General features: G+C 59.4%; 37 protein-coding genes. 19 read left to right on the top strand and 18 right to left on the bottom strand.

Annotated elements, in window-relative coordinates:
• Window positions 1–251 precede the first annotated feature (251 nt).
• A complete protein-coding gene (locus HWX91_RS26475) occupies window positions 252–422 on the bottom strand; it encodes a hypothetical protein (RefSeq protein WP_156034507.1) in 171 nt (56 codons plus the stop codon).
• Window positions 423–574: 152 nt separating this feature from the next.
• Between HWX91_RS26475 and HWX91_RS26470 the strand changes: the two genes are divergently transcribed.
• On the top strand, window positions 575–1084 hold the full coding sequence (locus HWX91_RS26470) for a hypothetical protein (protein ID WP_028195479.1): 510 nt from the start codon (window positions 575–577) through the stop codon (window positions 1082–1084).
• 195 nt (window positions 1085–1279) lie between these two features.
• Here HWX91_RS26470 and HWX91_RS26465 read toward each other — a convergent pair whose 3' ends face one another.
• The 4 genes from HWX91_RS26465 to HWX91_RS26450 all read right to left on the bottom strand — a co-directional run bounded on the left by HWX91_RS26465 (window position 1280) and on the right by HWX91_RS26450 (window position 4008).
• Window positions 1280–1885 carry a hypothetical protein gene (locus HWX91_RS26465; protein WP_028195480.1) on the bottom strand — a complete coding sequence of 202 codons (606 nt, stop codon included), beginning with the start codon at window positions 1883–1885 and terminating at the stop codon, window positions 1280–1282.
• 130 nt (window positions 1886–2015) lie between these two features.
• On the bottom strand, window positions 2016–2999 hold the full coding sequence (locus HWX91_RS26460) for a DUF932 domain-containing protein (RefSeq protein ID WP_081833002.1): 984 nt from the start codon (window positions 2997–2999) through the stop codon (window positions 2016–2018).
• Window positions 3000–3118: 119 nt separating this feature from the next.
• A complete protein-coding gene (locus HWX91_RS26455) occupies window positions 3119–3358 on the bottom strand; it encodes a hypothetical protein (RefSeq protein WP_028195482.1) in 240 nt (79 codons plus the stop codon).
• Between the two features lie 185 nt (window positions 3359–3543).
• Window positions 3544–4008: a hypothetical protein gene (locus tag HWX91_RS26450; protein ID WP_028195483.1), complete on the bottom strand. Its 465-nt coding sequence runs from the start codon at window positions 4006–4008 to the stop codon at window positions 3544–3546.
• Window positions 4009–4301: 293 nt separating this feature from the next.
• Between HWX91_RS26450 and HWX91_RS26445 the strand changes: the two genes are divergently transcribed.
• Both HWX91_RS26445 and HWX91_RS26440 read left to right on the top strand, forming a co-directional pair.
• Window positions 4302–6314: an ATP-binding protein gene (locus tag HWX91_RS26445; protein WP_028195484.1), complete on the top strand. Its 2013-nt coding sequence runs from the start codon at window positions 4302–4304 to the stop codon at window positions 6312–6314.
• 66 nt (window positions 6315–6380) lie between these two features.
• Window positions 6381–7145 carry a hypothetical protein gene (locus HWX91_RS26440; protein ID WP_028195485.1) on the top strand — a complete coding sequence of 255 codons (765 nt, stop codon included), beginning with the start codon at window positions 6381–6383 and terminating at the stop codon, window positions 7143–7145.
• 4 nt (window positions 7146–7149) lie between these two features.
• Here the strand turns inward: HWX91_RS26440 and HWX91_RS26435 are convergent, their stop codons facing one another.
• The gene (locus HWX91_RS26435; protein WP_176035681.1) at window positions 7150–7827 is read right to left on the bottom strand and encodes a DsbA family protein; all 678 of its coding nucleotides are present in this window, start codon (window positions 7825–7827) and stop codon (window positions 7150–7152) included.
• A 140-nt stretch (window positions 7828–7967) separates the two neighbouring features.
• Between HWX91_RS26435 and HWX91_RS26430 the strand changes: the two genes are divergently transcribed.
• Window positions 7968–8171 (top strand): hypothetical protein, encoded by a 204-nt coding sequence (locus tag HWX91_RS26430; RefSeq protein ID WP_028195487.1) that lies wholly within the window; start codon window positions 7968–7970, stop codon window positions 8169–8171.
• Between the two features lie 63 nt (window positions 8172–8234).
• Here HWX91_RS26430 and HWX91_RS41245 read toward each other — a convergent pair whose 3' ends face one another.
• The 9 genes from HWX91_RS41245 to HWX91_RS26390 all read right to left on the bottom strand — a co-directional run bounded on the left by HWX91_RS41245 (window position 8235) and on the right by HWX91_RS26390 (window position 12186).
• Window positions 8235–8369, bottom strand: a complete 135-nt coding sequence (locus HWX91_RS41245) for a DUF6726 family protein (RefSeq protein WP_313903932.1) — start codon at window positions 8367–8369, stop codon at window positions 8235–8237.
• Window positions 8370–8438: 69 nt separating this feature from the next.
• Window positions 8439–9056, bottom strand: a complete 618-nt coding sequence (locus HWX91_RS26425) for a hypothetical protein (protein WP_028195488.1) — start codon at window positions 9054–9056, stop codon at window positions 8439–8441.
• A 66-nt stretch (window positions 9057–9122) separates the two neighbouring features.
• The gene (locus HWX91_RS26420) at window positions 9123–9389 is read right to left on the bottom strand and encodes a hypothetical protein (protein ID WP_028195489.1); all 267 of its coding nucleotides are present in this window, start codon (window positions 9387–9389) and stop codon (window positions 9123–9125) included.
• A gap of 111 nt (window positions 9390–9500) precedes the next feature.
• A complete protein-coding gene (locus tag HWX91_RS26415) occupies window positions 9501–9677 on the bottom strand; it encodes a hypothetical protein (protein ID WP_156034508.1) in 177 nt (58 codons plus the stop codon).
• Between the two features lie 138 nt (window positions 9678–9815).
• Window positions 9816–10241: a hypothetical protein gene (locus HWX91_RS26410; RefSeq protein WP_028195490.1), complete on the bottom strand. Its 426-nt coding sequence runs from the start codon at window positions 10239–10241 to the stop codon at window positions 9816–9818.
• Between the two features lie 213 nt (window positions 10242–10454).
• On the bottom strand, window positions 10455–10787 hold the full coding sequence (locus tag HWX91_RS26405) for a hypothetical protein (protein ID WP_028195491.1): 333 nt from the start codon (window positions 10785–10787) through the stop codon (window positions 10455–10457).
• A 94-nt stretch (window positions 10788–10881) separates the two neighbouring features.
• Window positions 10882–11265: an LPD29 domain-containing protein gene (locus tag HWX91_RS26400; protein WP_127837827.1), complete on the bottom strand. Its 384-nt coding sequence runs from the start codon at window positions 11263–11265 to the stop codon at window positions 10882–10884.
• A gap of 142 nt (window positions 11266–11407) precedes the next feature.
• Window positions 11408–11731, bottom strand: coding sequence for a hypothetical protein (locus HWX91_RS26395; RefSeq protein ID WP_028195492.1), 324 nt, complete (start codon window positions 11729–11731; stop codon window positions 11408–11410).
• A gap of 116 nt (window positions 11732–11847) precedes the next feature.
• A complete protein-coding gene (locus tag HWX91_RS26390; RefSeq protein WP_028195493.1) occupies window positions 11848–12186 on the bottom strand; it encodes a hypothetical protein in 339 nt (112 codons plus the stop codon).
• Between the two features lie 445 nt (window positions 12187–12631).
• Here HWX91_RS26390 and HWX91_RS26385 point away from each other — a divergent pair, with 445 nt between their 5' ends.
• From HWX91_RS26385 to HWX91_RS26365, 5 genes are all read left to right on the top strand, one after another.
• Window positions 12632–12919, top strand: coding sequence for a hypothetical protein (locus HWX91_RS26385; protein ID WP_127837826.1), 288 nt, complete (start codon window positions 12632–12634; stop codon window positions 12917–12919).
• A 27-nt stretch (window positions 12920–12946) separates the two neighbouring features.
• Window positions 12947–13261: a hypothetical protein gene (locus HWX91_RS26380; protein WP_028195495.1), complete on the top strand. Its 315-nt coding sequence runs from the start codon at window positions 12947–12949 to the stop codon at window positions 13259–13261.
• Window positions 13262–13350: 89 nt separating this feature from the next.
• Window positions 13351–13827, top strand: coding sequence for a hypothetical protein (locus HWX91_RS26375; protein WP_028195496.1), 477 nt, complete (start codon window positions 13351–13353; stop codon window positions 13825–13827).
• Window positions 13824–14285, top strand: a complete 462-nt coding sequence (locus HWX91_RS26370; protein ID WP_028195497.1) for a hypothetical protein — start codon at window positions 13824–13826, stop codon at window positions 14283–14285. The genes HWX91_RS26375 and HWX91_RS26370 overlap by 4 nt, the downstream gene beginning before the upstream one ends.
• A gap of 66 nt (window positions 14286–14351) precedes the next feature.
• A complete protein-coding gene (locus tag HWX91_RS26365; protein WP_255246777.1) occupies window positions 14352–14666 on the top strand; it encodes an HU family DNA-binding protein in 315 nt (104 codons plus the stop codon).
• A gap of 41 nt (window positions 14667–14707) precedes the next feature.
• Here the strand turns inward: HWX91_RS26365 and HWX91_RS26360 are convergent, their stop codons facing one another.
• On the bottom strand, window positions 14708–15391 hold the full coding sequence (locus HWX91_RS26360) for a sigma-70 family RNA polymerase sigma factor (RefSeq protein ID WP_028195499.1): 684 nt from the start codon (window positions 15389–15391) through the stop codon (window positions 14708–14710).
• 617 nt (window positions 15392–16008) lie between these two features.
• Here HWX91_RS26360 and HWX91_RS26355 point away from each other — a divergent pair.
• Window positions 16009–16491: a hypothetical protein gene (locus tag HWX91_RS26355; protein WP_028195500.1), complete on the top strand. Its 483-nt coding sequence runs from the start codon at window positions 16009–16011 to the stop codon at window positions 16489–16491.
• 167 nt (window positions 16492–16658) lie between these two features.
• Here HWX91_RS26355 and HWX91_RS26350 read toward each other — a convergent pair whose 3' ends face one another.
• Window positions 16659–17108: a hypothetical protein gene (locus HWX91_RS26350; protein WP_028195501.1), complete on the bottom strand. Its 450-nt coding sequence runs from the start codon at window positions 17106–17108 to the stop codon at window positions 16659–16661.
• A 38-nt stretch (window positions 17109–17146) separates the two neighbouring features.
• Window positions 17147–17467 (bottom strand): hypothetical protein, encoded by a 321-nt coding sequence (locus HWX91_RS26345; RefSeq protein WP_028195502.1) that lies wholly within the window; start codon window positions 17465–17467, stop codon window positions 17147–17149.
• 494 nt (window positions 17468–17961) lie between these two features.
• Between HWX91_RS26345 and HWX91_RS26340 the strand changes: the two genes are divergently transcribed.
• From HWX91_RS26340 to HWX91_RS26300, 9 genes are all read left to right on the top strand, one after another.
• Complete coding sequence (locus HWX91_RS26340; RefSeq protein ID WP_028195503.1) at window positions 17962–18267, top strand: hypothetical protein; 306 nt, start codon at window positions 17962–17964, stop codon at window positions 18265–18267.
• Window positions 18268–18442: 175 nt separating this feature from the next.
• Window positions 18443–19309: a hypothetical protein gene (locus HWX91_RS26335; protein WP_028195504.1), complete on the top strand. Its 867-nt coding sequence runs from the start codon at window positions 18443–18445 to the stop codon at window positions 19307–19309.
• Between the two features lie 69 nt (window positions 19310–19378).
• Complete coding sequence (gene rnc / locus HWX91_RS26330) at window positions 19379–20083, top strand: ribonuclease III (RefSeq protein WP_244144146.1); 705 nt, start codon at window positions 19379–19381, stop codon at window positions 20081–20083.
• A 157-nt stretch (window positions 20084–20240) separates the two neighbouring features.
• Window positions 20241–20540, top strand: a complete 300-nt coding sequence (locus tag HWX91_RS26325) for a flagellar transcriptional regulator FlhD (RefSeq protein ID WP_052660672.1) — start codon at window positions 20241–20243, stop codon at window positions 20538–20540.
• Between the two features lie 559 nt (window positions 20541–21099).
• Complete coding sequence (locus HWX91_RS26320) at window positions 21100–21516, top strand: hypothetical protein (RefSeq protein ID WP_028195506.1); 417 nt, start codon at window positions 21100–21102, stop codon at window positions 21514–21516.
• A gap of 147 nt (window positions 21517–21663) precedes the next feature.
• On the top strand, window positions 21664–22293 hold the full coding sequence (locus HWX91_RS26315; protein WP_052660673.1) for a DUF7007 domain-containing protein: 630 nt from the start codon (window positions 21664–21666) through the stop codon (window positions 22291–22293).
• 124 nt (window positions 22294–22417) lie between these two features.
• Window positions 22418–22699: a hypothetical protein gene (locus HWX91_RS26310; protein WP_028195507.1), complete on the top strand. Its 282-nt coding sequence runs from the start codon at window positions 22418–22420 to the stop codon at window positions 22697–22699.
• 135 nt (window positions 22700–22834) lie between these two features.
• Window positions 22835–23251 carry a hypothetical protein gene (locus tag HWX91_RS26305; protein ID WP_028195508.1) on the top strand — a complete coding sequence of 139 codons (417 nt, stop codon included), beginning with the start codon at window positions 22835–22837 and terminating at the stop codon, window positions 23249–23251.
• A 129-nt stretch (window positions 23252–23380) separates the two neighbouring features.
• Window positions 23381–23935, top strand: a complete 555-nt coding sequence (locus HWX91_RS26300) for a hypothetical protein (protein WP_127837825.1) — start codon at window positions 23381–23383, stop codon at window positions 23933–23935.
• The last annotated feature ends 43 nt before the right edge of the window (window positions 23936–23978 follow it).

Below are 23978 nucleotides of genomic sequence, written 5' to 3'. Positions count from 1 at the left end.
GAAATATGCCTCCCCGTCAACCAGCGTTTGCCGGGCCGCCTTAAGCGTCTGTGACCACGCCCTGGAGCCTCGCGTAAGGCCCGCAGACTCAGATAACCAATTCTCGATATCTCGCGTCGGATAGACACGGTTGTTTTGTAGATCCACGGATATTCCTACTATCTATCGCTTGTTCTTCGGATGGCGCGCTCCAACAGCGCCCATCCGGTCCGCAATCACCTCACGTCTAGCAGGCGATTCTGGCTCGCCTACTACGCCTCGCCGACGTTAATCAGGTAGTCGAAGAGTGCGCCGCCGGCTATTCGCCGCGCTTCGCTGAGCGCGTCCGACACAGCCCGCTCCACATCCCCTTCGACAGAGGCCGTGTACACGTTCGCGAACAGATGAACGCCGTTACGGGTGATCGTTACTTTTATCTGCATCGTGAACCATCCTTTGTAGGTGTTGAATCAGTCTTGATGTCATTCGGACGACACCTAAAATACAGCCACTCCGTGCCGATATCAAGGCATGTCCGTAGCCTCGCGGACAGATGGAAATCGCCCCAATACGTTCGGTGACAAGGAAAAAGCCGATGGCTCGAAACATCATATTGTTAGCGTTCCCACCCACTCCGCGGACCCATATTGCCGCGTTGCTCCACACTGCTTTTCGGACACGAGATACGCATATCTCGAATCCGTGGAAAAGCGTCCCCTTCCGCTATCCGGACGGGCGACCAAGCCGGCCCGCAACTCTCGGTGCGAAGCAGCACGGCGGAGCCCAACAACTGAAGTCCCTTGCGAAGCAAGCGATTCCGGCTTTTGCCGCAGAGTATGCTGAGGAGCAAACAATCGTGGCGACGAAAGCGCGCTGCGTCCTGTTTCTCGCTGCGGACAGCGATCGACGCTTCCCTGTCCGAGTTACGATGCGTTCGGCCACCGGTGGGAAGGTCCCGTGGTATGAGATCGAGACGTACCACCCGAACGTTCAGCGCTGGGTAGTTCGCCAAACGGAAACCAGTCGAGTCCGCGCCTTCGAGATCGCACAGGTGACCCGCTTGATGGAAGAACCGGATGACGATGACGAGCAAAGCGAGGAATAACGTTGTGGTCCGCCAGGCTCAACGGGGGCCATGCAACGGGTGCTAGGCAAGAATAGGAAAACCCGCTGGCGCTCCCTTCGAGAGGGAACGCACAGCGGGCGGATTTGAGGCAGATTGGTTACATGCGGCGCGAATGTCCAGCGCCGATTCCGCATGCCATGGCAATCACCACGCGCGCACTTTCGCACGGAGATGCTACCGGAGCGCTTGTTCTTCACGGAAGTCGGTCGACGGTTCGACGTTATCCGATGTCGAATTCACGAAAGCGTCCCACTGGGCGCGAGTTCTGCCAGTGAGACGCCAGGTGATTGGCATCCAGCAATGGTCGTTGAAAAAGCCTGTTGCAGCGCCGCCCAGCCAGCAGACCAAGCGATCCCACGCCGTCAATGGGTGGCCGTAATGCTCTGACACCTCGATCTCGCAGTAGACGCTGTAAGACGCATGGTCGCGGATATCTCTCAGCATTCGCGCGACCGTCCGGCGATGGGTTTTCAAGCCCTCGCGCAAGTCCCCGGAGATCGCGTGGTGCGTTGCCAGGAACATGATCGCCAATTCCCACGCCTCCGCTTCGGTTGATGCAAGCGGAATATCCATGACCTTTTCAGCGAGCGGCGAGCCGTCCGACACGGACACAAACCACTTGTCCTGCTCGCTCGGCGTGAGGTTCCCAAAGACATCTCCGACTCGATAGACCGCCACGCCCCGCTTGATCAGATCAACGGTGACCACCGCAACTTCGCCGACGTCGCCTTTCACCGCTCCGATAGATCTGGTTTCCGATGTATTCGAGACGCTATTCATGATTTTTCCTTTGTGCCCAATGGGCGTTGACAACGAGCGAGCGTCAGCTCGGCGGGGCGGCGCGGCCCGGCGGAGCGTTTGGGGGAATCCCTCCACGCCTTGCGGCGGGAGGGAAAAGTTACTTCATGGATTACACGAGTTCGAGCAACTCCGAGACGATTTCGTCCTTGAGGCGAGATCCCGGACCAAACCACGCGCTGTTGAGTCGCGTCTCGTTGTTGCGCGCCTGGCGCTCGAAGTCCACATACTGCGTGACTGCATTCACCAGACCCCAAGCGGTGTTACGCACACCGCTCATTTCCGAGCCGCGACCCGAACCGTTGAAGAGCTCCAGGATCTTTTTGTAGCCCCGCGATTCAGTTGCGTCGGTCGCGACGTTGTCAGCTTGTTGCTTCGCAAGCACTCCCGCCAGCACGATGCCGGCTTCGGTGCTGCCCATCGACGTGCCCGCGAACGATTTCATGCGGGTGACGAAGGTGCTCCACGACTCGTCGGCGAGGATGCCGAGCTGGCTCTTCACCACATCCGGATCGAATTCCGCGTCGTGACGAATACGCACCTGGCTCTCGACGTCCCGGTTCAGCGCGAGACGAAGGGTGTTGTTACACACCACCCGAGTGCTCGTGTACATCGCCGTCGTTGCAATCGCGCTGTCGTACGACGTCGCGAGGAGCAAATAGCCTTTCACGTTATCGCCCGGCACGATGTCCTCCTTGAGCCCTGTGTTCGCAAGAACCCAGATCGTCCGGCCTTCTCGCATCGAGCCGGCCGTTTCGATCTGGAAGCCGGCACTCTGCGTCAGGTTGCGGAAGAACCCGAGAACCGAGTCCGGTTGAACGACTCGGTACTTCTTCGTCACGACCGAAAGGCCCTTCAGGTTGTCACTTCGCACAAGCACGTCGTGGCCGTCAAGCCGCAGCGTGTCGCCCCCTTCCTCCTCCGAGGAATTGAAGCGAACTGGCCGACGCAGGATCGACCACTCCAGACCAGCGGCTTGACGCCACTCGTCGATCGAAGCGCCCTGCTGAACCTGTTGGCCCAAACCGTGCCACGGCTTGTCACCAGCCCAAGCCATTTCAGCGCGACCGAGTTCATTGATGGTGATTTGATGCATTGCTGTTCTCCAGTGTTACGTGGGCTTGTGCCCTTCATGATGAAAAAAGGCAGCGCATCGTTTCCGATGGCTGCCTTGTTGATTGCTTGTTGGGGGCAGTACCGAAGGACCTCCGTCGATTACCACTCGACTTCAAAGTGCTTGATCTCGTCGAACAGCACGAGACGTTCCGCATCGATCGGGTCGCTTCGGTCCGGATGCCACAGATCGAGATCGACCGTCTTCGTGCGCTCCATGTCGTCGAACGACTGTCCCATAACCGCACCGCGCAGCGTCTCACCGGAATGAAGTTGAACGCGAAGCAGGAATGCATTTCCGCTTGTGTCCGCCTCCCGGATTGTCTCCACGATGTCGCTCATGCTGCCGCCGCACTCGTCTCGCGACGGATGAAGAGACGAGCATCCGGAGTGCCGCATTGCGATCGAACGCCGCTCAGCACGAAGGCCGAGCCGATAGCATTTGCCATGATGAAAGCTCCTGGGTGATCACGGTCCAGAACGGAGCCGAGTGTTTCGATGGAAGATTGCTTGAGGTGAAACGCGTTTCAGTGCAGCCGGACGTTGAGAGAACCGGGCGTGCATAGCGCGCGCAGCAGCGGATGAAGTACCGTGCGACGTTGCTCGAGACGCGGACCGCTGATGCAGTAGTCGATCAGGTTCAAGCTGCTGTCCGTGATGACAGTGCCGTAGACGAATTGCGAGTTGCACGTCTTCCGGTGAAACTGGAAAACACGCGCTTCGTCGTAATCGAACTGCGGAGATTGGAGGATGGTGCGCGCGATGAAGTCCGGATACTCGAACTCGTGCTGCGTTCGAATCTCGCGAAGGTCGCGCTGTTGAAGTTGCCCGACGTCGAAGATATGACCGGGGGCGTTGTTCGGATCGTAGTAGCGATGTCTGGGAGCCACAAACTTCGTGACTTGGCCCGGACCTACGACCTCTTTCACTTGAATGACTTTCAGGATTCGCTCGTACGAGCGGTTCCCAATGTCAGGAACAGGAATTTCCATTTCGTCCTCCCTTTTTCACTTGATGCCGCCAGCGCGGCTGCTGAGAAAGAGGACGCCATCCATTGGATGGATATGTGGATGATACCCGAAGAATTTGCACGTGGAAATATCCGTGCTTCGGTGCGGTTGCTCGGCCCTGACACCCAAACAACGCTCAAGTCCAGCTCAGGAATGGCCGCTATCCATTCACAGAGGCGCTATTTCCACGTTCGTTTGCATTTCGTAGAATGACGGGACAATGAAGGTATGAACTCGGTATGGCAATTGGGCCTGCCGTGATGAATGAGGTGGTTATGAATCCGCTTATGCCCCTGGTCACTGTTGGCTGGCTGATCCGCATCATCGGTCTGTGCGTTTGGGCGATTGCCTTCTCGCACGTCTCGCATGGTGGCCAGGTCTCGCCCACGGACATCGACAAACTGACGTTCGCGACGATCGTAGTGCCCGTTCTCATCGCGCTCCCGGACTTCTACAAGGCCTGGAAGTTTTTGTTGGCCTACGCCTTGGTGGGGGTTGGCGCCATCACGGTTGCCGCGCTCCCGCACGCGGGCTGGTCGACCATGCTGACGGTGATGGGTGTCTGGACGTTCCTGCTCTTCGCGCACCCGCAGATCCGCCCGGCGTTGCTCAATGCGCGGGCCCGGATATACGGCGGTGCACCACAGCAGATGAACCCGGTTCAGGCCCATGCCCCCACTCAGGCTGCTGCCGCACCCGCGCAGCGCCAAGCACCGCAGGGCAACCAGAATCAGCCGCCTCAGCCGCCGATGCCGACCTACGATTTCTCGGACAGCATGAGCACGCCTCGCTACAAGTTCGTGGACGTGGTGGGTATGGCCGAGACCAAGGACCGGCTGTTCTCAGCCGCCAAGGACGTGATCGCGGCCCGCGCCAACCCGCGCAACGGTATCCTGTTGTTCGGTGAGCCGGGTAACGGCAAGACGATGTTTGCCGAAGCGCTGGCGGGCGAACTAAACGTGCCGTTCTTTTCGATCGCCTACAGCGATATCGCCTCGATGTGGGTCAACGAGTCGGTGCAGAAGGTAAAAGCAGCCTTCGCGGCGGCGCGCAAGACGGGCTTCGGTGTCTTCTTCATCGACGAGATCGACTCGTTCCTCAAGGAGCGTGGCGGCAACGGTTCGCACCACATGGATCGCGACCTGACGAACACGATGCTGACGGAGATCGTGAACCTGCGCGGCACGAAGATTGTGTTGGTAGCGGCGACGAACCATCTGGACGATCTCGACAGCGCCGGCATCCGCGAGAAGCGTTTCGACTTCAAGGTGGAGATCCCCGCTCCGGATCAGGAGGCTCGCCAAGCAATCCTGCGACGCGCGATCGGCAGCACCGCGGGTTACGACGTGGCCGAGCCTGCCGTGGTCGCGACGCTGGCTGAGCGTTGGGCGGGGTACAGCGCAGCACGCTTAACCGCCGTTGGCGAGCAGATTGGTGACATGCGCCGGAGCGGGGAATTCGCTGGCAAGCTCAGCTTCGAGATCGGTATGCGCGCGCTGCGACTGGTTCAGGGCCGCAAGGGCAAGCTTTCGGAAACAGTGAAGGGTATCGACGAGATTCTGATGCCGGAGGCATCGCGCAACGTCCTCAAAGACATGGCCTTCAAAATGGCGAACGTGTACTCGCTTGAAAAGATGGGTAGCCGTCTGCCTACCGGCATGATCTTTGAAGGCCCGCCGGGTACGGGCAAGACGCAGGCGGCAATGTCGCTTGCGAAGGAGTCCGATTACGCGTTCCTCAAGATCACCGGCGCGGAGATCATCGCGAAACCCGACTCGTGGGACAAGATCTACAAGACGGCCTGCGATATTCGCCCCGCCATCGTGTTCCTCGACGAAGCGGATGGCATCTTGCGCGACCGGCAATACTCGCACTACGGCATGCTGACCGAGAAGATTCTGACCACCATCGACGGTGCGGGCGGTCGCGTGCGCGATCTGCTGTTCATTGCCGCAACGAACTACTACGACCGGATCGACAGCGCGGCGGTACGTGGTGGCCGCTTCGAGGAAAAAATCGTTTTCGACGTGCCGGAAGCCCAGGATATGCAGGCGTATATCCACGCCAAGCTGGGCGGCCTCGACGGCTGGACACTCGAAGCATCGGTCGAATCGCTGCTTTGCGAGCAGCTGCGAGGCCACTCGATCGCCGATGCCGACGCCGTGATCCAGAAGGCGATTGACGCCGCAGCAGTTCGCCGTTTGCGCGAAGAAACGACCGACATTCGGGAATCGGACGTGGAGCAAGCAGCGAAGGTTGTCCTGCGCGCACCAAACGGCTCGGTGTGATCGTGACCGGGGTGCGGCCTCGCGCCGGCCCCGGCCTTGTTTCGGCTCTTTCCTGAAGGGTTCAATATGTACACTGCCCAATCGGCGGAATCCGACGTCGTTGATCTCAACGCCCTGGTGCCGCCCCTCCTCAAACGATTCGGCGACCCGGCCGACCCGAACGTCGGTTTTCCCGACAGCCAGATCCGCGCCGAGCTGCGCGGGATGGGGGTCGTGCTGCGTGCGGGTGACTTCAACAAGCTCGCGCTTGCTTTGCGCCGCACACCGATCGCGCCGACCTCCGAGGTCCTTGCACGAGTACGGGCGCAACTCGGCGAGCGCAAGCCCACGAAGACGAACCTGAAACTGGCCGTGGAAGAGCTGGGGTTGTCTCTGACCTACCGCCAGATGATCGGCCTATACCTGAATGTCGTCGACCGAGAAACGACCGCGATCACGGATGAAGTGCTGGCGAACCTGAGGGCCAAGAGCGTCGGCCGACCGCTCACGCGTGAGAGTATCGGCGAGCTGGCGGCGGCGCTCGGCTACAAATTCCTGCAAAAGGACATCGCCCAGGTCACGCGCCTGTTGCGCCTCGACGCGGCGCAAGAGCCGGTCGTTATGAACCGGCCGACGCTGGAGTTGGCCAAGATGCTGGCCAAGAAGACCGGCGTGTCAATCGAAACCGTCTTTCACCGAGCGTTGGTCGACAGTTCCCTTGGGATGCTGGATCACCAACGGTTCCAGTTCGACCCCCGTGGGCGGGATCCGCTGAGCGTCCAGCAGGTCCGTCTTCGCATTCAGGTCATCGATCCCGCGAGCCTTCCCCGGGAGATCGACGTCGCCCTCTGAGCGATCAGGAACCTGGCCTTTGCGCCGCACTCAAAGCGCCGGTCATCGCACCGGGCATGTTTTCGATGCTGCCGGCCGTGGCAGCCGTGACGATCCAGCGGCCGTGCACGGCGATGGCCGGAACCGCAGCTAGGTCTTTCGCTCGGAACGCTTTGTCGCCGGCGTCGATTCGAGCCTGCATGTCCGGCGCGTGATACGCGTCCACCAGACGTTGAGGCTCAATGCCCTCCTCCGTTGCCCACTCTGCCAGGTCGTGGTCCGATGCCGGGAAATCGGCATTCCGCGCGACGATCTGGAACGCGGCCTCCTGCAGGCGTGGAATCGCGCCGATGCTATCGAGCGCATAAAAGAGGTCCGCCTCACGGGTCAACTCCGCACGGTCGCCTGTGACAGGGACGCGTTTCAGGGTGACGGACGGGCCATGTTGCCTAGCCCACGCCTCGAGCATAGGTTCGAAGGCGCGACAGTGCGGGCAGCCGTAGTAGAAATAGTCAGTCACGACGTCGCGTTCAGCGGCCGCGGCGTCGGGCAGAATAGACGGGGTTTGCGCGAGCTCGTAGCCGACGTCGGTGCGCTTGTAGTCATCGTGCGGGTGAATCCATGCGGAGACGCCAGCAGCAATCAGTGCGCCCACGGTCGCTGAGATAACGGGTGCCTTCCAACCTTTGGTCCACTGGCTCAAAATTGACCTCGAATGGGTTTAGGATGCGTTCAGTGTGCCCGGAGAATGCGGGACTGAAAGCGCGAATGAGTGGCGATCTAGGGTGGGATTTTCGGGTGTCAGTCATTTGCATTCCCGCCCGGTCGGGAGATGCTGGTCCAATGTTCATCACCAACCAAGGGAACCACATGGGCTACCACCACTTCAGCCTCGGGCACGAAATCGCGGTCGCTGCCGTGCGCGGCGTCATCTACGCTGGCGAGCGCCTCATCTTCCGCGGCATGGGGCTGGGCGAGATCATCCTGATCGGACTCGTGATCTTCACGGTTGTGAAGCTGATGACGCGCCGCCGCCCCGCCTACTGATCCGCCCGGGCCGTATCAGGCTCCCATGGCCGCCCGCGTGTTTGCGTGGGCGGCCTTCTTCGTTTAGTCGATCGCTGACGCGCAAGCGTTGGTCGGAGTTGCCAGGGCATGGCCTACAACCGGGATCATGTCGAGGCCGGCCGAGGTGATGCGGCACGGCGCTGCAACTACCCCACAGCCTGCTAGACCTGCGATCAAGGGGAGAAGGACAGGAGTCGGTTCATTGAATGTGTGCGTTCGAAAAAACCCCTCTCCATAACGCGGCCGTTAGCCGTTGCCTTTCCGCACTTTCGAGCGACGGATGACTTCAGCATTGACCGCAGCGAGATCCGGATATAGCCCCATGCCGACGAGTTCGCGCGCACACTGTCTCGAGGTGCGAAGCGTCAAATCGGATATGTCGTCGATCGTGAACGATGCGGAATCATTCCATAGCGTCTTCGCCACGAGCGTTTCACGTTCAGTGAATGGCTGGTCGGTCTTTTGCGCATCCGCGGCTGGCGTCCTAGACGCCCGAGGGCTTCCTTGAGTAGTCGGTTGGAACGAGTGATTCGCCTCGCTAGTTTGACCCTTGGGAAACCCTGCCCCGAGATCTGGTCCGCCGGCCGGACCCAAGCGCGTCGGCATGAATTTCGTAGCGACCTTCTTCAAAACATCCCAGAGGCTTTTGAGATCGTCGAGGGCAGAAGTCGACGAGACGGGAACAGAGAAACTCCATTCCAATGCGCACAGGATCAGCGTACCGATCTTGACCACCGTCCAAAAGTTATCGGCCTGGAGAATCAGTACAAACTGGCGCAGCACATCGTTGTCCGGATTCACGGACTGCAGTCCAAACAGGAATGCGATCCCGACTACATAGAAGAAATTTCTGACGATGAACATGGGTAACTCCTCTTCGATGGGTTTGCAGTCGCCTACAAAGGCGATCTGAGCAACTACGGGGGCGGCTTAGGCGCCCGGGCCCGGATCGGTCCTTTCCTGTCCCCCATCGACCATCGGCTTCTCGCGGTCGCCACACGCATGCCATGCGTGCGCGGCGCCGTCGCTGTCCCCGTGCGTCGGTCCGCCGCAATGATGGTGATGGTGACGGCGATGGTGTTCGCCCGCCGCCGAGGCTCCGAACGGCGCGTCGAGTTGCGGGTTTTGCTGCGCGTATGCGGAGATGCTGGCCACGCCGACGAGCGCGACAGCGAGAGCTTTGCAGGTCAATTTCAAGGGTCTTCTCCAAAACGGGGTCGGTCGAGCTAAACCATTCTAGAAAGGCCCTTTCTTGAACGGGGTTCGAATCTCCCGCTATGGCGACGCCCTTTCGAGCGACGCTAGCTATCAGATCCAGCCTAGCTTCTTGGCCAGTACCACCAGCGCAATGATGCCCAGTCCGACTGCGATCGCCGCGGGCGTGCTCATCCCGTGGAACAGGTGGTGCTCGCCTTCATAGACCACGCCCCGGACGGCGGCGCCAGCGATCTGGCCGCCGAGATCAAAGCTGTGATGATGAACCATGTGAGTCCTCTCGGTGTCGTTGTTGAAGGGAAGGGGCGCACAGCCGTGAATCTGTGCTTGAGTGAGCGGGCTGCTCACTCAAACGCGGGTTGGCAAGGGGCACCGGGGACGGGGCCCCGGTGCTGCTGCTTTTGATGATTACGCGAACACCTTGCGGTATGCGCCGACGAAGCTGCGTGCGGAAAGCATCGCCATCTTCGTCATCAGCGAGGCTGTCATCGGGACGATTTCGGCGTCGCCGAGGAACGATTCGCCGTTCATTTGCCGGGTCGTACCGAAGACCTGCAGGGATGCCCCCGAGGAAATCTCTTCGTGCCGTTCGACAAGTCGGACGTTCCATTCCGGGGTGATCCGATCGGATGTGGAGTAGTGAAGGACCTTCGCGCGATCCGTCGGCACCACCTCGACCAGCGCGGGACGAGAGAGATTCCGATACACCGAGCGGCCGCCCTCTTCCACCATGATGCGGCTCACACGAACGGTCTGGCCAAGGTATCTCCTGAAGTCCGCGAGGATCTTCGTTTCCAGGACCTGGGTTGCGAGTTCAATTGGCTGCGAATTCATGACATGCTCCAGATTCAACGTGGAGCACGTCCTGGTGGGAGTGCCCACACAGGGTTGAAAAGATGCCGGTAACGGCTGTGAAAATCTGGAGTGGTTCGCACCCGCGCCGCCAACTGACCGCCGGCGCGTACCGCATGCCGTGATCGCAGACCATGGGATGCATCATGGAGGGGCGCGGCACACACTTTCGTGTGGCCGCGCTTCCGGTTTCGCTTAATGCAGCGTGCGGTTCGCCTTGAGACGGGCGTCCGGCGCCGGGTACATGCTCGAGGCGGTCAGGATTTCGTCGAGGTGAGCCTCAATTTCCTCCGACGCGGTTTCGTACGAAGACACTTTCACGTCGCACAACACCACTCGGGTGCCGCACTCGCGACGATCTTCGCAGTCGGCTTTGGTCTGGACGAACAGTTCCTCGGCCTTGAAGGACGAGTAGAACCATTCGAAGCTCCAGCCAGCGGTAGACATCCACGCGATGACGGAAACGGTAACACCGGCTTCGACATTGGCGGATGCTGCGACGACATGTGCGATTGCTTGGGTATTCATTTCTCCTGCTCCTTTCGAAGAACGGAGCAGCCCCTGACGGAGACGTGCCCCGCGTGGGTTCATGATTAAAGAGTTGTGCCAGAAAAATGGCGGGTTAAACGGGCACGCCTGAGCACAAAAGCAAACAGACTGTGGCGTGAATACCTTCACGGCACATCCCAATACGTGCAGGAGAATTGCTGGTGCTCAATCGAGCGATGATTTCGAACGGGCCGGGCCCGCCGCGCGAAAGCGCGATGATCAAACGGATGCCTGCAGTCAGGCTTGTGCCGACTATACCGCAATTTCGCCGAGCGGGACAACCGCGCACCTCTCCCGGGGCGGCGTAAGTGTTGCTGCGGACGGCGAACTTGATAACGGGAAAGGTTTTCTTCAAGCTGTGCCGCACAATCTTGACTGTTTCCGTGCGGCTCAGGTCGCGCCGTTCCGACTTTGCGGGGTAGCTCGATCGTGATGCTGCGGAAATGTTGCTGTTCATGGTGGGCTCGTATACCGGAATCCCGGCGGTTGTGAAACCAGAACCACGGTCCATCGCTTTGACCGCCTGCCGATGCACGAGCATGGGCACACGTGAGGTAAGCAGACGTGCCCCGAAGGACGACGTCTGCTGTGGTTAATGGTCAGTTGAGCGACATATGCGTGCCGCTCGCCGACCGATGGAAGCTCCCCGCGCGTGTTGCCACGGTTGGTCCCAAGTTGCTGGCGAATGCCTTCTGATATCCCTTAACGGTCGCGATCGCATGTTCCAGCCGTGGGGTCGGAGCGGCGACGTCGTCCGCCCAGGGAATCGATCCCTCACCGTAGTGATGCCAGATCTGGTACAGACCGTCGGCCATCAGGCGGACTTCTGCGATCGCGTCGTAGATCGGATGCATCTGCACCGACCATACGATCGTGCCAGGCATGAGGGAATCGGTCTGGCTAGCCATTTGGTTGCTCTTCATGGTTCATCCTTTCTGCCGGAATCGGCGTTGCGAAAGGATTGAGTCGTCTCGGAGCTCAGCTGAGCGTGAGGCTCAGTTGAGCCCCCTCGGGAAGAGGGAGCCATATTGCCGGTTGCTCAAGCGTGCGCGGGCAGCATTACGTGGCCGTCGTCGCTACGAGAGAAGCTGCAGCCGTTGTATTGCTCGCGCCAGTCGATGATTTGCACGATTGCAGCGTCCAGCATCTCGAAGTGCTTGCCTTCGTGCGCGCCACCGGCCGAGACGAAAACCGCGGCATACCGATGATCTGGCGTGAGCCGAACCTCATAGTGCGGGCTTCCCGACGAATCGGCAGGAGTCGACCACAGCGGATCGCCCCGCTCGTCGACCACATCGTGTCCGTGGATCAACAGATGCAGGACAGCTGCGGCAAGGCCACAGGCGTGCAGGGCTGCGCGTTCAAATTTTCCGTTCATCATCTTCTCCTTGCGTGTGCCAGGTAGGCAGTTGAAAGACCGGAGACGAACTAACGGCATGGGAGAATCCGCTAGGTGCTTTCGTGACAGACGGCCGCGGAAACAGCGAAAGCGTGACGAGGCATGCGCTTGCAATGCGAGGGTAACTTCGGGAGGTTGCTTGGGCCAGAAAGTGGCCGACGGTGCGTTGGCGCCTTGGGGGCTACACCTAAGAAAGAGATGCCGACTGAACGGCTGGAACGGACATTAACATGGGATTTCCGGGAACGCAATCGTCCCTAGATTTGCGTTCGTTTGACCCAGAGGCAGACTCGACGCATTCGATACGCACTATCCAGCGAACGTTTTCAGGTGCCGCCGTCCAGGTATTTGATCAGCGGCTGGCAGGCCGTTCGCTTAGGATGGGAGAATCGAGCCGACCCGCTTCCTTTTCCCGGAGGGAAATTTGTCCATTCGATCCGTGAGGTTTGGCCGCCGCCGGCGGACTCGCGACGACGTACCCGAACCATCGCGCAGTCTGCTGATGCGAGTCTTTGCGGTGATTGCGAGCACGTTTGTTGTGGCGGTTGCGTTCGTCACGTCGCTTGCCGTCTTCTGGCGAGCGTCCAGCACGCCCACGGCGCTCGACGCTCTCTTTGCGAATTGGTCCGACGAGGTGCTGGTCATCCTGGGTGGTAGCTTATTGCTCGCTGCGGCCGGAGCCGTCTACCTCGTCCGCCAGGTGCTCGAGTAACACTAACTTCTACCGGAGTTTCACAGCTTGTTCGCCATCATCCCGACCGACAGTCCTGCCATCGAAACCCGCTCTGCCACCTACCCGTTCGGCGAGAAGGTACCTTCCAAGGTACTGATGCTGCGCACGTGCGTGCCCGATGTCCCGTTGTATGTCGAGCCTCAGCATTACCCTATCGCCTATATCGGTACGCGGTACCCGTGCTTCGTCGAGTCGAATGGCGAGGTGGCGGTGATTTTGCCCAGCGGTCAGTTGATGCACGTGCCACACGACGCCTTTATGGTCGTGGGTTTCCACTCCGGGCTGGCCGACACGAATAGAGCCAAAATATTTCTGTCTTAGGGGCGAAACTTTTAACGTTTCTGCCGTATTGTGGAATTGAGGGCGCGACATCGCGCTAACCGATCCACAGCCCTAGACAGGAAATTTGCATGATCACGGACGCTTTCCAGCTTCCTCACCTTGAACAATCGCCCCGTCTCTGGGCGCTTGCACTCAACCTTACCCTCGCACCGTGCGTGGGTGGACTGGAGGAAGCAGCCGATCGCGTTGTATTGGTGATGATGAGCGCGAAGCGGCTCGATCCCACGCGTGTGAAGGATCTGCTCGCACAGGCTCTTGCTGATCACCGAGGCGAGCGTCTGCCTGCGCATCCGAAGACCCCGATGCTGGACGAATTTATGCAACGCTCGTCCTGGCGTCTCGCGATCCATGGTGCACAGACCGCCAAGCTACGCTCACTGCATACCACGCAGACCGAGATTTGGCTACGCGACGACTCTGGCGATGTCTACCCCGTCCTGTGTCAGGCGTTCTCGCCTGATCTGACTCGTATCGACGAGTTGCTCAACGCGGCGAGTGCGTTCCGCTGGGTACCACCTGGGCAGGCTTTTCCCGAACTCGCATGAATCGCTTCCGCGTAGCCGCAGCGACTATTGCGAGTCTCCTGTTCCTTGTTCTGGGCTCGGCGCACGCTCAACAGCAGGATGACGAGGACGCGGTGCGGCAACGCGTGATCGACTACGTGATGCAGCAATACGGAGATGGGACGCCTATCGCCGCGGCCGCGATGCGGTATGCGCAGGCTGCTGGCGAGTTGTGGTTGGCCACGGCCAAAACGCAACGATACGACGAGGGGATGACCCAACACGCAGGCATCGCCGAGATTTGCTTTCGGGGACAACTGGCCGAAGCTGGCGTCCCCGAGCCCGATGGCGCAGTCTCCGCGCTTGAACGCACGATCGCGTCGAACCCAACCCTTTACGCCGGGGAGCTGTATTCAATAGTGCTCGCCCAGCAGCACCCGCTAGATCTCGCCATGACGCCTACGCAGGCCTGCCGACAATCTGGTGTACCACTTCCCTAGTCGCCCCACCCGGGCAAAGCAGAGCAGCCTAACCGCGTCGAAGACGCATTACCCGGCCCAGCCGGAATTCACAGGAGCACACGCATGAACAAATCGGAACTCATCGAAGCGATCGCCAACCGTACCGGCTCGACCAAGGCCGCCACGCAAGAACATCTCGATGCGGTGATCGAAACGATTTCGGATGCCATCGCCAAGGGTGACACGGTGCAGCTTGTTGGCTTCGGATCGTTCGGTGCAGCCGACCGCGCCGCGCGCACGGGCCGCAACCCGCAGACGGGAGCAGAAATCGAGATCAAGGCGAGCCGCACGCCGAAGTTCACGGCAGGCAAGGCGCTGAAGGACCGCGTAAACGCGGCAGCGAGGACGAAGAAGAAGTGATGTCGGCCGGCCGAGGCGCTCGCCTTCGGCCGGCGGTTGCCTTAGGCGGGAACCAGGAATTTTCGCAGCCTCTGGACGCCACGCTGATGCAGTGCAGTTGCGCGACTCTCGCCAATGTTGAGGCGCCTCGCGATCTCACGGTTCGTGAGGCCATGGTAATAACGGAGTTCGATGACTTCCCGGTCGCGATCCGAGAGTGTTTCGATGGCGTCCAGCAATTTCTGGATGCTCTGTTCCAGGATGAGAGTGTCGAGGGCACTGTCTGTAAAACTCTCGATCTCGGCTTCCGCGATCTTCTCGCTTGAGTAGATGATGACGTCGGTGTGCAGGCGATAGATCATGTCGTGCACATCGCTGACTGTCAGCCCCAACTCCTGGGCAAGTTCCGTTGAGGTTGCTTTCTTCCCGGTCCGCCCGGACACGGCATGTGCGGCAGCGCTGATCTTTTTCGCCTGAACGCGTCGCGTGCGGGAGAGTGGATCGTCCCCACGCATCTCGTCGATCACTGCGCCTCTGACGCGAGTCATCGCTAGCGGGATGAAATCCTCTACTGCCAGATCCTGGTTTGCCCGGGCATACTGGATCAGCTCGGTCCATGCCGACTGCATACGGTCCTCGAGGGTCTGGCCGAACCCTCCGCAGAGCCGCTTTACCATCCCGGTGATCTTGTCCGCAAACAGGTTGTAGAGCTGCGCCTTGCTCAAATCTGAAACTTGGTGTTCCATTCTTCTTTGGCTCGTCGTGGTCTAACTGCTATTTCATCGTTCTCTTTGCATCGCCATACGTGGCAGCCGAACTCGGCTTGGCTGACGAACCAGTCTGGTGCACACCGGACTACACACCGGATTGATCATCAGTTGCAAGTACCCCACCCCCCTTGTGCGGTCCTCTCCCCGTTTGAGAGACCTGACACACCTCGTCTGCACGAGGAGGTTTGAAACACGTGCTTATCTTAACAATTTTTCAATGATTGCCAATAGAAGCCCAACCAAAAAATCGTAATTATTCACGGTTAATTAGAATCGGAAATCTAAAGCAAACAACGCACAATTGAATATGACTCGACGCAAAATGATGCGTCGTCCAAATTCACCTTTCAGAATGCTGTCGTTAATAATAGGCATTCGAATTACGCAGTCCCGAAGGTCAATTCGAGGCACCATGCGGCGCAAAAAACCATCCCACAGAACTGTCCATCACCACCATTACTACGGTAGCCGCCGCCGCTCGCGCTTTGGCATCATCCGTATCCTGATCGCGACTGTCGTGCTGTTTTTGGCTTATAAATCAGCCACTCACGTTTTCGCAGGATCGGGATCGCACCTCTACCACTACTAACACCATGTCGAACTGGAACAATCTGCCCCTGCGCAAAAATGACCTTTCGCGTACCGGCTACGGTCACAAGAAAGGCCGCTTTGCCCCGCTGTCCTGGGCCAGTTTGATTTTCTGGGGGTTGGTTGCCCGCAGAGCAATGAAACTGGGCCGGAACATAGTTGTTACCGGTGCGCCTGACTCGGGTGCTAATTCTGTATTAACGTTCGTCGCCGGAAAAACTTTAGGCCCTGACGCAAATGAAGGGGGCGTAAAGAAGAATTATTCACCTTCACTTGAGGATTTGCAGGGGGATCAGGCACTCAAATTCATTGGCCCCCGTAGTTTTGACCCGAATGCGTGGCGCACAATCGTGCAGCACCTCGGCGAGCAGGGGCGGCCGTTCTCGATCGCGACGGTGAGTCGTCACTCGGAGTGGCTTCGCCACGAATTGGACCTGTACGCCGCCACGACCAACGCGCGCGGCATCTTTTGGCTAACGCTAAAGTGACTTTTGGCTGGGCCGCGATGGCCCAGCATCGAACCGTAGAACCTCTGCTACGGGCGTTTAAGGCCGATTCCCAAGTGTAGCTGGCCGGCCGTCGGCGAGATTGTAGGTCTGGTGCCCGAGAGAACCAGCAGGCCCGTAGGCCTATTCGCCCACCTCAGCCCCACTCCTTAATTGCGCATGAAAGCTTGAGCCGGTGGCATCAGACGGCTCGCGCGACGTCTCGTCCAGTAGATCTCGGCCGTGGCGGTCAGGAGCAGCGAGACGACTGCATAGAAGAGCGCGTGCTGCAGAAAGGCCTCGGTCGAGTCAATGATGAAATTCCTCGCCGGCAGATCCATCACAAAGCGTTGCGCGTAGTCGCCGCCGACGAGCGGCGAGTTCGCGACAAGTAGGATCGCGTGCAGCAAGACACTACCCAGGTCGACCAGCGAGATCAATGCAAACACAATGGTCGACGCGACCAGCACCTGGCAGACGAAACCGACGAGACGCAGCTTGCCCCTGCTGCCGTGGAAGTACATGCCGAGTTCGGCTAGCGCCCTTTCCGAGGCTGATACCTTCTGCTCATCAGCAGAATGCTCTGCGTGTTGCGGCAGGCCGGTCATGGCTTCATTCATGGAGTGTCTCCAATAGTTGGGAAAACGGTGGCGCGAGCTTAGTTCGAGCTCGGCGAGAGCATGTCGTGTAGGAACTGCGCCGTCCCATCGACGAGAGTGGCCATGGCGCTGCCAATGCGTTGGCCGACGGTCGACACCAGACCGCCATCGTTGACCGGCGTCGATGCTGTGATCGCGGGTTTCCAGGTCAGGGAGGCACTGCAAATCAGCATGCCGTTCTCGCCGTAGGTCGCAGCCACGCCAGGTGTGCTGCAGGTGGCACCGGGTGACGCCGAAGGCAATTGCTGGGCGCTGGCCACGCTGCCGATGAGCATTGCGGTGACGATGAAGGCGCCACGAATCGGGCCTACTCGCGTCATGGGCAACTCCGTAGAATTCAAGATAGCTCCTCAAAGGCGGAGCGGAATACTGAAATTCTCTGTGTAAATGGGATGACTCACGATCGGAAAGTGCCGTTCCACGGCAACACATTCGCGAGTGAGATCGAAGTCGGCCCATTCCCTGAGATTTCCTTGAATGCGCAATTTGCGACTCAGGAATGGGATTGTGTTGTTGGATCAGTCGTCTACGGTCCAACTCGCGTCGAAGCCTGACGCAGCCAAAAAAAAGCCATGCGCTTGGGGAAGACGCATGGCTTGTTGAGAGTAAAACCACGAGAACAGATCAGGCCGGATCCGTGTGCGGGGAAGACCCAAACCTGAAACCATAGTGCCACCGAGCACCCGTGCCGGGCAGACAAAAATCTCTCCGGATCACCATTCATTTCCTCGCAGCGCCCACGACGCCCATCGACTTGCAATCCCATCTTCGCGCCGTAGCCTACAGACATGCCCCACTCTTATCCGGAGTCCGTATGTTGCGCTTCTCGTTCCTCACGTTCGTGTTGATGTACTTTTGTGGCAGCTTCTTTCGCACGTCGATCGAAGACATGCTCTTGCACGAGGTACTTCACTCGTTCTTGCCGTCGGTGCACCATGCCGAGCATCCCTATTACGACGGTCGCGAGGACCGCCCTGAGCGCACACTGACTCGTGGTTGTGCCGACGGAAAGGTGTGCCACCAAGACGGCGATCGCCAGCACGAGATCAGGCGGCCGCTGAACACGGATGACTTCGGCGACAACGGCCCTCTCAATCACCGCTACACCGATCCGACCTGATTTCCTACCGTTGACTCACTCTCGCGCGGGCAGCCCATCACACGGCTGCCCGCTGTCTTTTTGGGTGCCAGTAAATACACTGCGCCGACCTGCGTTTGCATTGCGCTCCGTCACCCGTAGCCTGATTTCAGCCGGTGTGATTGCCGGTTCCATTCATTGAATAGGAGTCCTGCTCATGGGTGACGCTGACCAATTCTTTCCCCTCCATCAGATTCGGTTCCGTAGTCATCGTCACGGGTCTGAAAGCCGGGCGCTGGCCCGCGAGCTCGCACTGCGGTGGACCCGCACGCGAGGACCGGACGGTTCCTTCGACTGGAGCGATCTCCCTCCGGCCGCGACCGCGGGTGCAGCTTTCGCTACCCGGTCGCGCGGCGGGTCGGTGTCCGTGCTGCAGGGAATCGACACAGGCCTCTGGCTCATGCGCCGCGAGATCATCGATCCGAAGGTCGAAGGCCGCGTGTGGCAACACGATGTCTTCGTTGCCGACGATGGCGGGGCTGACGTGATCGGCGTGCGCACAAGCGTGGCCTTGGGGCGCAACATGGTCGCCCCGGTGCGTCGACCGTCGATTATCGCGGCGCTCGTACGGAACTCCGCACTGCTCGACGACAAGACGCAGGTGCAGACGAAGCCGCTCACGGTGACCGCGCACGATGTGGCGCCAGTATTGGATCTGCTCGCCTCATCGGCCCGCACCCTTCCAGTTCTGTTCATCAACCAGTCCATCCGCGGCCGCACGCCACTCGACGCGCAGAAGGTCGCGGACAAGCTGGCTGGATTCGCGCACGTGCTGGTGGTCATGCCAGACGCTGGGCCCACTGTAAGCCAGTATCTGGCTCAGGAGATGGGCGTGCAGTTCGATGCGCTCACCCTCTGTTGGCCGGTGTCGGCGGCCGCGCGCGGCGCAGCGCACGTGCGATGGGACACGGTGCAGGCGAAGGACCCCGCCTTCTGGCCGTTCCTCGAGGCAAGCGTGATTCGCTCATCCGTGGGCACGATGGAGGACTGGCTCGGCTCGCTGATCGCGTGGCTTGCCGGTTGACAGCACGGTTTGGGACCACGGCAATCGAATGTCGTGGTCCCGGTTTCCGGTATTCGTGCTGGGACAGCGTTGGCCGACCTCTATACTCGGCGCATGACTCCCACTGCCCTCGAACAGCTTCTGGACTACACGTTCAGCAATCGCTCGCTTTTCGAGCTGGCATTGACGCATCAGTCCTTTTCCGAGTCTCACAACGAGCGCCTTGAGTTTCTGGGAGACTCAATCCTCAGCGGTTCGGTCGCTGCCCTTCTATACGAACGTTTCCCGCGCCTTTCCGAGGGCTGGCTGTCGCGCATCCGCTCGAATCTCGTGCGCGAGTCGACGCTTTATGAGATCGCCGTGGCGCTGAGCCTCAGTTCATGGCTTCGGTTGGGCGAAGCGGAAATCAGTGCGGGCGGACTTGACCGCCCCTCGATCCTTGCTGATGCCTTTGAGGCGGTGCTCGGCGGGGTCTTTCTTGACGGCGGCTTCCCGCCAGCCGAGCGTCTCGTGCGCCGGATCTACACGCCGATCCTCGACACGATCGATATCCGCCACTTTGGCAAGGATCCGAAATCTCGCTTGCAGGAGTTCCTGCAGGCACAGCATATTCCCGTGCCCGCCTACCGCATCGTTTCGGTCCTCGACGACGAACAGCCTCGCCGCTACGAGAGCGAATGCGTCATCACCTCGTTCCGTCTGCGCACGACCGGCATTGGTCCCAATCGCCGCGTCGCCGAGCGTGAGGCCGCCCAACGCATGCTCTCGATTCTCGAGCAACGCAGCGCGGCCTGATAAAAAATCACTCTTGCTTTAAAAACCTCCTCACCGCGGCTTGCATTCCTACGCAATCGTTTCGCCGTGCGGACTATTCTCCTCACTCAGCGGCCTGTGTGCCTTTTATCGTGAACCGTGGGTCTATGCCTTGCATGGCCACGCAGATGGAACCAGCATGCTGCAAGACACAACAATCCTCGGCGAGATTTACCAACTGAATCGGACGTACCTGTCGATGCTGCACCGCTACCTCCATGAGGACTTCGCGGTAGCAGCTGACGCGTTCGGACTGCCTGAAGAAGTTGCTCGAGCACTGGCGAAACACACGCCGGAAAAGCTGGACAGGCTTGCGCGGACCTCCCAACTGATCCTCCGGTTCAAGTTCAACGACGTGCAGTTCCTGCGCGCGCTCGGCGAGAAGATCGGTCCGGAAGTCATACACCAAACCGAGCCCCACGAGACCTTGTCCGTATAGTAATGGTGCAAATAGTTTTCTTTCGTTTCTCACCGATGAATCTGATGATATCTATCCTCCTGTTCGGCACGGCAGTTCCTAGTCGGCGTAACGGCATGGGCACTGTGAGTATCGGAGGTAAGACTTTCAAGAGCGTTGTCATTGGGGAGCAATTTGGCGTCTCCGTGAATTGGGTGATTGTGTGCATTCCTTTCGCCATCGCGGCGGTGGCAGTTCAACCGATCCAAAGTCTCGGGTTATCCACCTCATGCGGTATTTAGGGCGCGACCATCGAACGAAAGTTTGTCTGGACAAACTCAACCTCACGAGTGAAATCGTCCAGACTGTGGCCCGGCGTGCTTGCACTCCACGGCCCCTGTCACATAGAATAGCCTCAGCCGTTCGGTCGGCAATGTTTGCACTTCATCAAGCCCCGTCCTGTCTTCACACTCAACTGAATCGCGTTCAGTTGAGCGTCGACCTCCATCCGGCACTCCGGACCCCATGCAAAATGGGTTCGCCAGTGTCTGCGGCGCTCTCTCCTTTTCAACCGCCACGTCGTGGCAATCAGGAGAGCACCATGAACCGCAATCTTCAAGCCTTTGGCGTTATTCGTACATCGCACGAAGTTCTGTTCAGCGACCAGATGATCCCCGTGCAAGAGTTCCGCACGGATCTGAAGCAAGTCCTGACGAACCCGCGCGTCGACACGCTGATCGAGCATCTCGAAAGCGGTGCCAACGTGACTCAGTTCGACGAGGATACGTGGTGGACCATCGTGGATGACCTGAAGGCTCATTTGGGCAGTCAGTGCGCCAACATGGCCGGCGATTCTCGCGACGAGCAGGAATCGGCGCTTGTCGCTGCGGAAACGTGGGTCGAGGACAACATCTCGCATTCCTCACGCGCCAGGATCGTCGCTGTGGCTGTCGTTCTATACGGCTATGCCAAGGCCGAAACAATGATCCGCGAACTCAGTTCGGCTGTCGCGGCATAACTCGCAAGCATCAAAAGTCACTTTCGGCGGCGCCTGTCCTTCGGGACGGGCATTGTCCGGATGATCTGCTAGGCCCCGAAGAGAGCGTCTCTCCAGGGCTCCTGCCCTCTCCTTTTTCAACGGCCGATTCGGCAAAAAAGGAGAATCATGAACACCACCATGTACCCGAAACATTCCCCTTGGGGTGCCCCCCATTCCATCAGCGTCGTTGCCGAAGGCATCGTTCGCTACACGACCGGAAGTCACGGCGGTTACTGGCTCAGCCCGGAACGTGTAGCAGCGATGCCAGCGGGCCTGCGTCCCATGCAGCATCTGGACGGTGACGGCAGTGCATGGTTCGAAGAAGATCAGGAGTGGGCGATCGTCGAACTGGCGTTCCCTCGGCACTTCGATGCGAAGGGCCAGGAAGCGGCTCGCAAGCTACTGATTGACTGGATGCCGGATATCTGGGAAGCGTGGACTGGCGAAAAGCTGGCACCGGAATCCAGTTATACGCGCCGCCTCGCCGCGTTCTTTGAGAAACATCAGAACGACCAGATCGTCACCGGAGCGTACGGTAGCTGGGACAAGCGCGTGCCGAAGGGCATGGTGGGCGTGGTAGCACTGACGGGCGGTCGATCGCCGAAGGGCCAGCTCCACGGTCCGGAAAGCTGCTGGCTGGTTGACGAGAAGGAATATGGCGATGCGTACAAGCAACCGGGCTATTTGGGCTACTTCGTGATCGACCCGGCGAGACATCAACCCTGGTCGCGCGAAGTCCTCGCTGCGGCCGCATAACTATCAGCCGGCGGCGTCTGCATCTTCGGGCGCGGCGCCTCCGAGCCATCCCCGACCCCGAGGTTCGGCATGGCAGGAAATGCCATTTCTCTTGTTCACGCCCTTGAGGCACCAGGAGAAAATCATGACCATGATCATCGCCGCCGCAATTGCGTTCTTTCTGATCGCAGTTGCGCGCGCAGGGACAGGTTCGAACCAAACTGAAGAAGCATCGGACGCACTCGATCGCTGCCCTCGGTGCGGAAATTACCTCCCCTGCAATTGCAACCATTACGAGGACAACTCGTACCAGCACCATCACCATCATGACCAGTGGGCTCACGACACGATGAACCAGTCGTCGCAAGACGATTCGTACTTCGATCACGGCCATCACCATCACGGCGGTTCGGATGACTGGAACTGAACAATAGGGGCGCACCGCAAGGATGCGCCCCCACCCTCTTTCGCAATGTCTTCGGATCCCGCTGAGTGCCGCTCAACCGGGTTTTAGACCAACTCCTTTTTCACCGCCCTGTGGGCATTAAAGGAGAAGCATCAAATGGCAAACTGGAACGGAACTGCGCGCACGAACTACGTCCTCCCCGTAAACGTCGAGGCACTCGAGAAGGTTGCGAAGCGCTTCGATCTACGCGTCATCCACCAGGGCGAGCGGATCGGATTCGTCACGGAAACGGATGATGGTGGCTGGCCCTCGAACGTGTATGACGACGAGCTCGAGGACGATGTTGAATTCGATATCTCGACAATGCTGATGCCCCACATCAAGGAAGGTGAGGTGCTGGTACTCATGGAAGCCGGGAGCGAGAAATCGCGCTACGTCTCGGGTTACGCTCAGGCGCATGTCCGCAACGGCGATGTTTGCCGCATGGTCAGTATTTCGCTCAGCGATATCTTCGCGAAAGCAGCTACGGAGTTCTCCGTGGACGTCAACTCGATCACGGACGCTACGTACTGACGGGAATCAACAATGGACTGGGCTTCGGTCCTGTCCCGCCGGCAGTCTAGCCGGCTCCTCCGGGTACTCTCCGGACGAGCCTCGCTCACTCCTTTTCAACGCCACACCCGTGGCATCAAGGAGAGCGCTATGAACCCGAAATCTGCCTTTACCCCGACCTCTCGCATGATCGCGGCGGTCGAGACATATCTGGCCGCACGTCTGTGTGAAGAGGAATTTCAGGCGATCGTGATCGGCTATGAAACGGAGATCCTCAGTCGGCACCGTTTCAAGGCAGTCCGGTCGACTAAGCCAGGCCAGGATGAGATCATCCTCGACCCGAAGCACTCGTATCGCATTAGCGAGGCCGATTCGGATGTCTACTTCGCGGAATGCCGGAAAGCCCGCGTGGACGAACGGATCACGATCGAAGGCGAAGACCCGGACACCTGTCCGCTTCTCAAGGCTCGGCACGCACTTTTGCTGGCCGAGAACGAGGTGATCAAGTCGATGAGCGATCTCCGGCAACTTGCTAGTCTCGGCGACAAGCTCTACGTGCTGAAGCTGGAGGATCGAAGGAAGTTGATCGAGTTGTCTCTTGGCCTGATCGCTCCGTTCGTGAATAACGACCGTACTATCCGGCTCGCCCACGCAACTCTCGTGACTTATCCGCGGTTCGCAGCACAAGCGCGCCTGCCGCGCTAATCGCAACATCGTCCGCCCGGCTCGCCCGGGTGGATTCCTCCCA

The sequence above is a fragment of the Paraburkholderia fungorum genome (genome assembly GCF_902833645.1).
GTDB classification, from domain to species: Bacteria; Pseudomonadota; Gammaproteobacteria; order Burkholderiales; family Burkholderiaceae; genus Paraburkholderia; species Paraburkholderia fungorum.
Note: the sequence above shows the minus strand (reverse complement) of the source record. Positions and strands in the feature narration are given on the sequence as shown.

Bases quoted from the DNA above. Each gene is read 5' to 3' on its own strand.
- HWX91_RS26475 (WP_156034507.1), bottom strand. From the start codon at position 422: ATGCAGATAAAAGTAACGATCACCCGTAACGGCGTTCATCTGTTCGCG.
- HWX91_RS26470 (WP_028195479.1), top strand. From the start codon at position 575: ATGGCTCGAAACATCATATTGTTAGCGTTCCCACCCACTCCGCGGACC.
- HWX91_RS26465 (WP_028195480.1), bottom strand. From the start codon at position 1,885: ATGAATAGCGTCTCGAATACATCGGAAACCAGATCTATCGGAGCGGTG.
- HWX91_RS26460 (WP_081833002.1), bottom strand. From the start codon at position 2,999: ATGCATCAAATCACCATCAATGAACTCGGTCGCGCTGAAATGGCTTGG.
- HWX91_RS26455 (WP_028195482.1), bottom strand. From the start codon at position 3,358: ATGAGCGACATCGTGGAGACAATCCGGGAGGCGGACACAAGCGGAAAT.
- HWX91_RS26450 (WP_028195483.1), bottom strand. From the start codon at position 4,008: ATGGAAATTCCTGTTCCTGACATTGGGAACCGCTCGTACGAGCGAATC.
- HWX91_RS26445 (WP_028195484.1), top strand. From the start codon at position 4,302: ATGAATCCGCTTATGCCCCTGGTCACTGTTGGCTGGCTGATCCGCATC.
- HWX91_RS26440 (WP_028195485.1), top strand. From the start codon at position 6,381: ATGTACACTGCCCAATCGGCGGAATCCGACGTCGTTGATCTCAACGCC.
- HWX91_RS26430 (WP_028195487.1), top strand. From the start codon at position 7,968: ATGTTCATCACCAACCAAGGGAACCACATGGGCTACCACCACTTCAGC.
- HWX91_RS26425 (WP_028195488.1), bottom strand. From the start codon at position 9,056: ATGTTCATCGTCAGAAATTTCTTCTATGTAGTCGGGATCGCATTCCTG.
- HWX91_RS26415 (WP_156034508.1), bottom strand. From the start codon at position 9,677: ATGGTTCATCATCACAGCTTTGATCTCGGCGGCCAGATCGCTGGCGCC.
- HWX91_RS26410 (WP_028195490.1), bottom strand. From the start codon at position 10,241: ATGAATTCGCAGCCAATTGAACTCGCAACCCAGGTCCTGGAAACGAAG.
- HWX91_RS26405 (WP_028195491.1), bottom strand. From the start codon at position 10,787: ATGAATACCCAAGCAATCGCACATGTCGTCGCAGCATCCGCCAATGTC.
- HWX91_RS26400 (WP_127837827.1), bottom strand. From the start codon at position 11,265: ATGAACAGCAACATTTCCGCAGCATCACGATCGAGCTACCCCGCAAAG.
- HWX91_RS26395 (WP_028195492.1), bottom strand. From the start codon at position 11,731: ATGAAGAGCAACCAAATGGCTAGCCAGACCGATTCCCTCATGCCTGGC.
- HWX91_RS26390 (WP_028195493.1), bottom strand. From the start codon at position 12,186: ATGAACGGAAAATTTGAACGCGCAGCCCTGCACGCCTGTGGCCTTGCC.
- HWX91_RS26375 (WP_028195496.1), top strand. From the start codon at position 13,351: ATGATCACGGACGCTTTCCAGCTTCCTCACCTTGAACAATCGCCCCGT.
- HWX91_RS26370 (WP_028195497.1), top strand. From the start codon at position 13,824: ATGAATCGCTTCCGCGTAGCCGCAGCGACTATTGCGAGTCTCCTGTTC.
- HWX91_RS26360 (WP_028195499.1), bottom strand. From the start codon at position 15,391: ATGGAACACCAAGTTTCAGATTTGAGCAAGGCGCAGCTCTACAACCTG.
- HWX91_RS26355 (WP_028195500.1), top strand. From the start codon at position 16,009: ATGTCGAACTGGAACAATCTGCCCCTGCGCAAAAATGACCTTTCGCGT.
- HWX91_RS26350 (WP_028195501.1), bottom strand. From the start codon at position 17,108: ATGAATGAAGCCATGACCGGCCTGCCGCAACACGCAGAGCATTCTGCT.
- HWX91_RS26345 (WP_028195502.1), bottom strand. From the start codon at position 17,467: ATGACGCGAGTAGGCCCGATTCGTGGCGCCTTCATCGTCACCGCAATG.
- HWX91_RS26340 (WP_028195503.1), top strand. From the start codon at position 17,962: ATGTTGCGCTTCTCGTTCCTCACGTTCGTGTTGATGTACTTTTGTGGC.
- HWX91_RS26335 (WP_028195504.1), top strand. From the start codon at position 18,443: ATGGGTGACGCTGACCAATTCTTTCCCCTCCATCAGATTCGGTTCCGT.
- HWX91_RS26325 (WP_052660672.1), top strand. From the start codon at position 20,241: ATGCTGCAAGACACAACAATCCTCGGCGAGATTTACCAACTGAATCGG.
- HWX91_RS26320 (WP_028195506.1), top strand. From the start codon at position 21,100: ATGAACCGCAATCTTCAAGCCTTTGGCGTTATTCGTACATCGCACGAA.
- HWX91_RS26315 (WP_052660673.1), top strand. From the start codon at position 21,664: ATGAACACCACCATGTACCCGAAACATTCCCCTTGGGGTGCCCCCCAT.
- HWX91_RS26310 (WP_028195507.1), top strand. From the start codon at position 22,418: ATGACCATGATCATCGCCGCCGCAATTGCGTTCTTTCTGATCGCAGTT.
- HWX91_RS26305 (WP_028195508.1), top strand. From the start codon at position 22,835: ATGGCAAACTGGAACGGAACTGCGCGCACGAACTACGTCCTCCCCGTA.
- HWX91_RS26300 (WP_127837825.1), top strand. From the start codon at position 23,381: ATGAACCCGAAATCTGCCTTTACCCCGACCTCTCGCATGATCGCGGCG.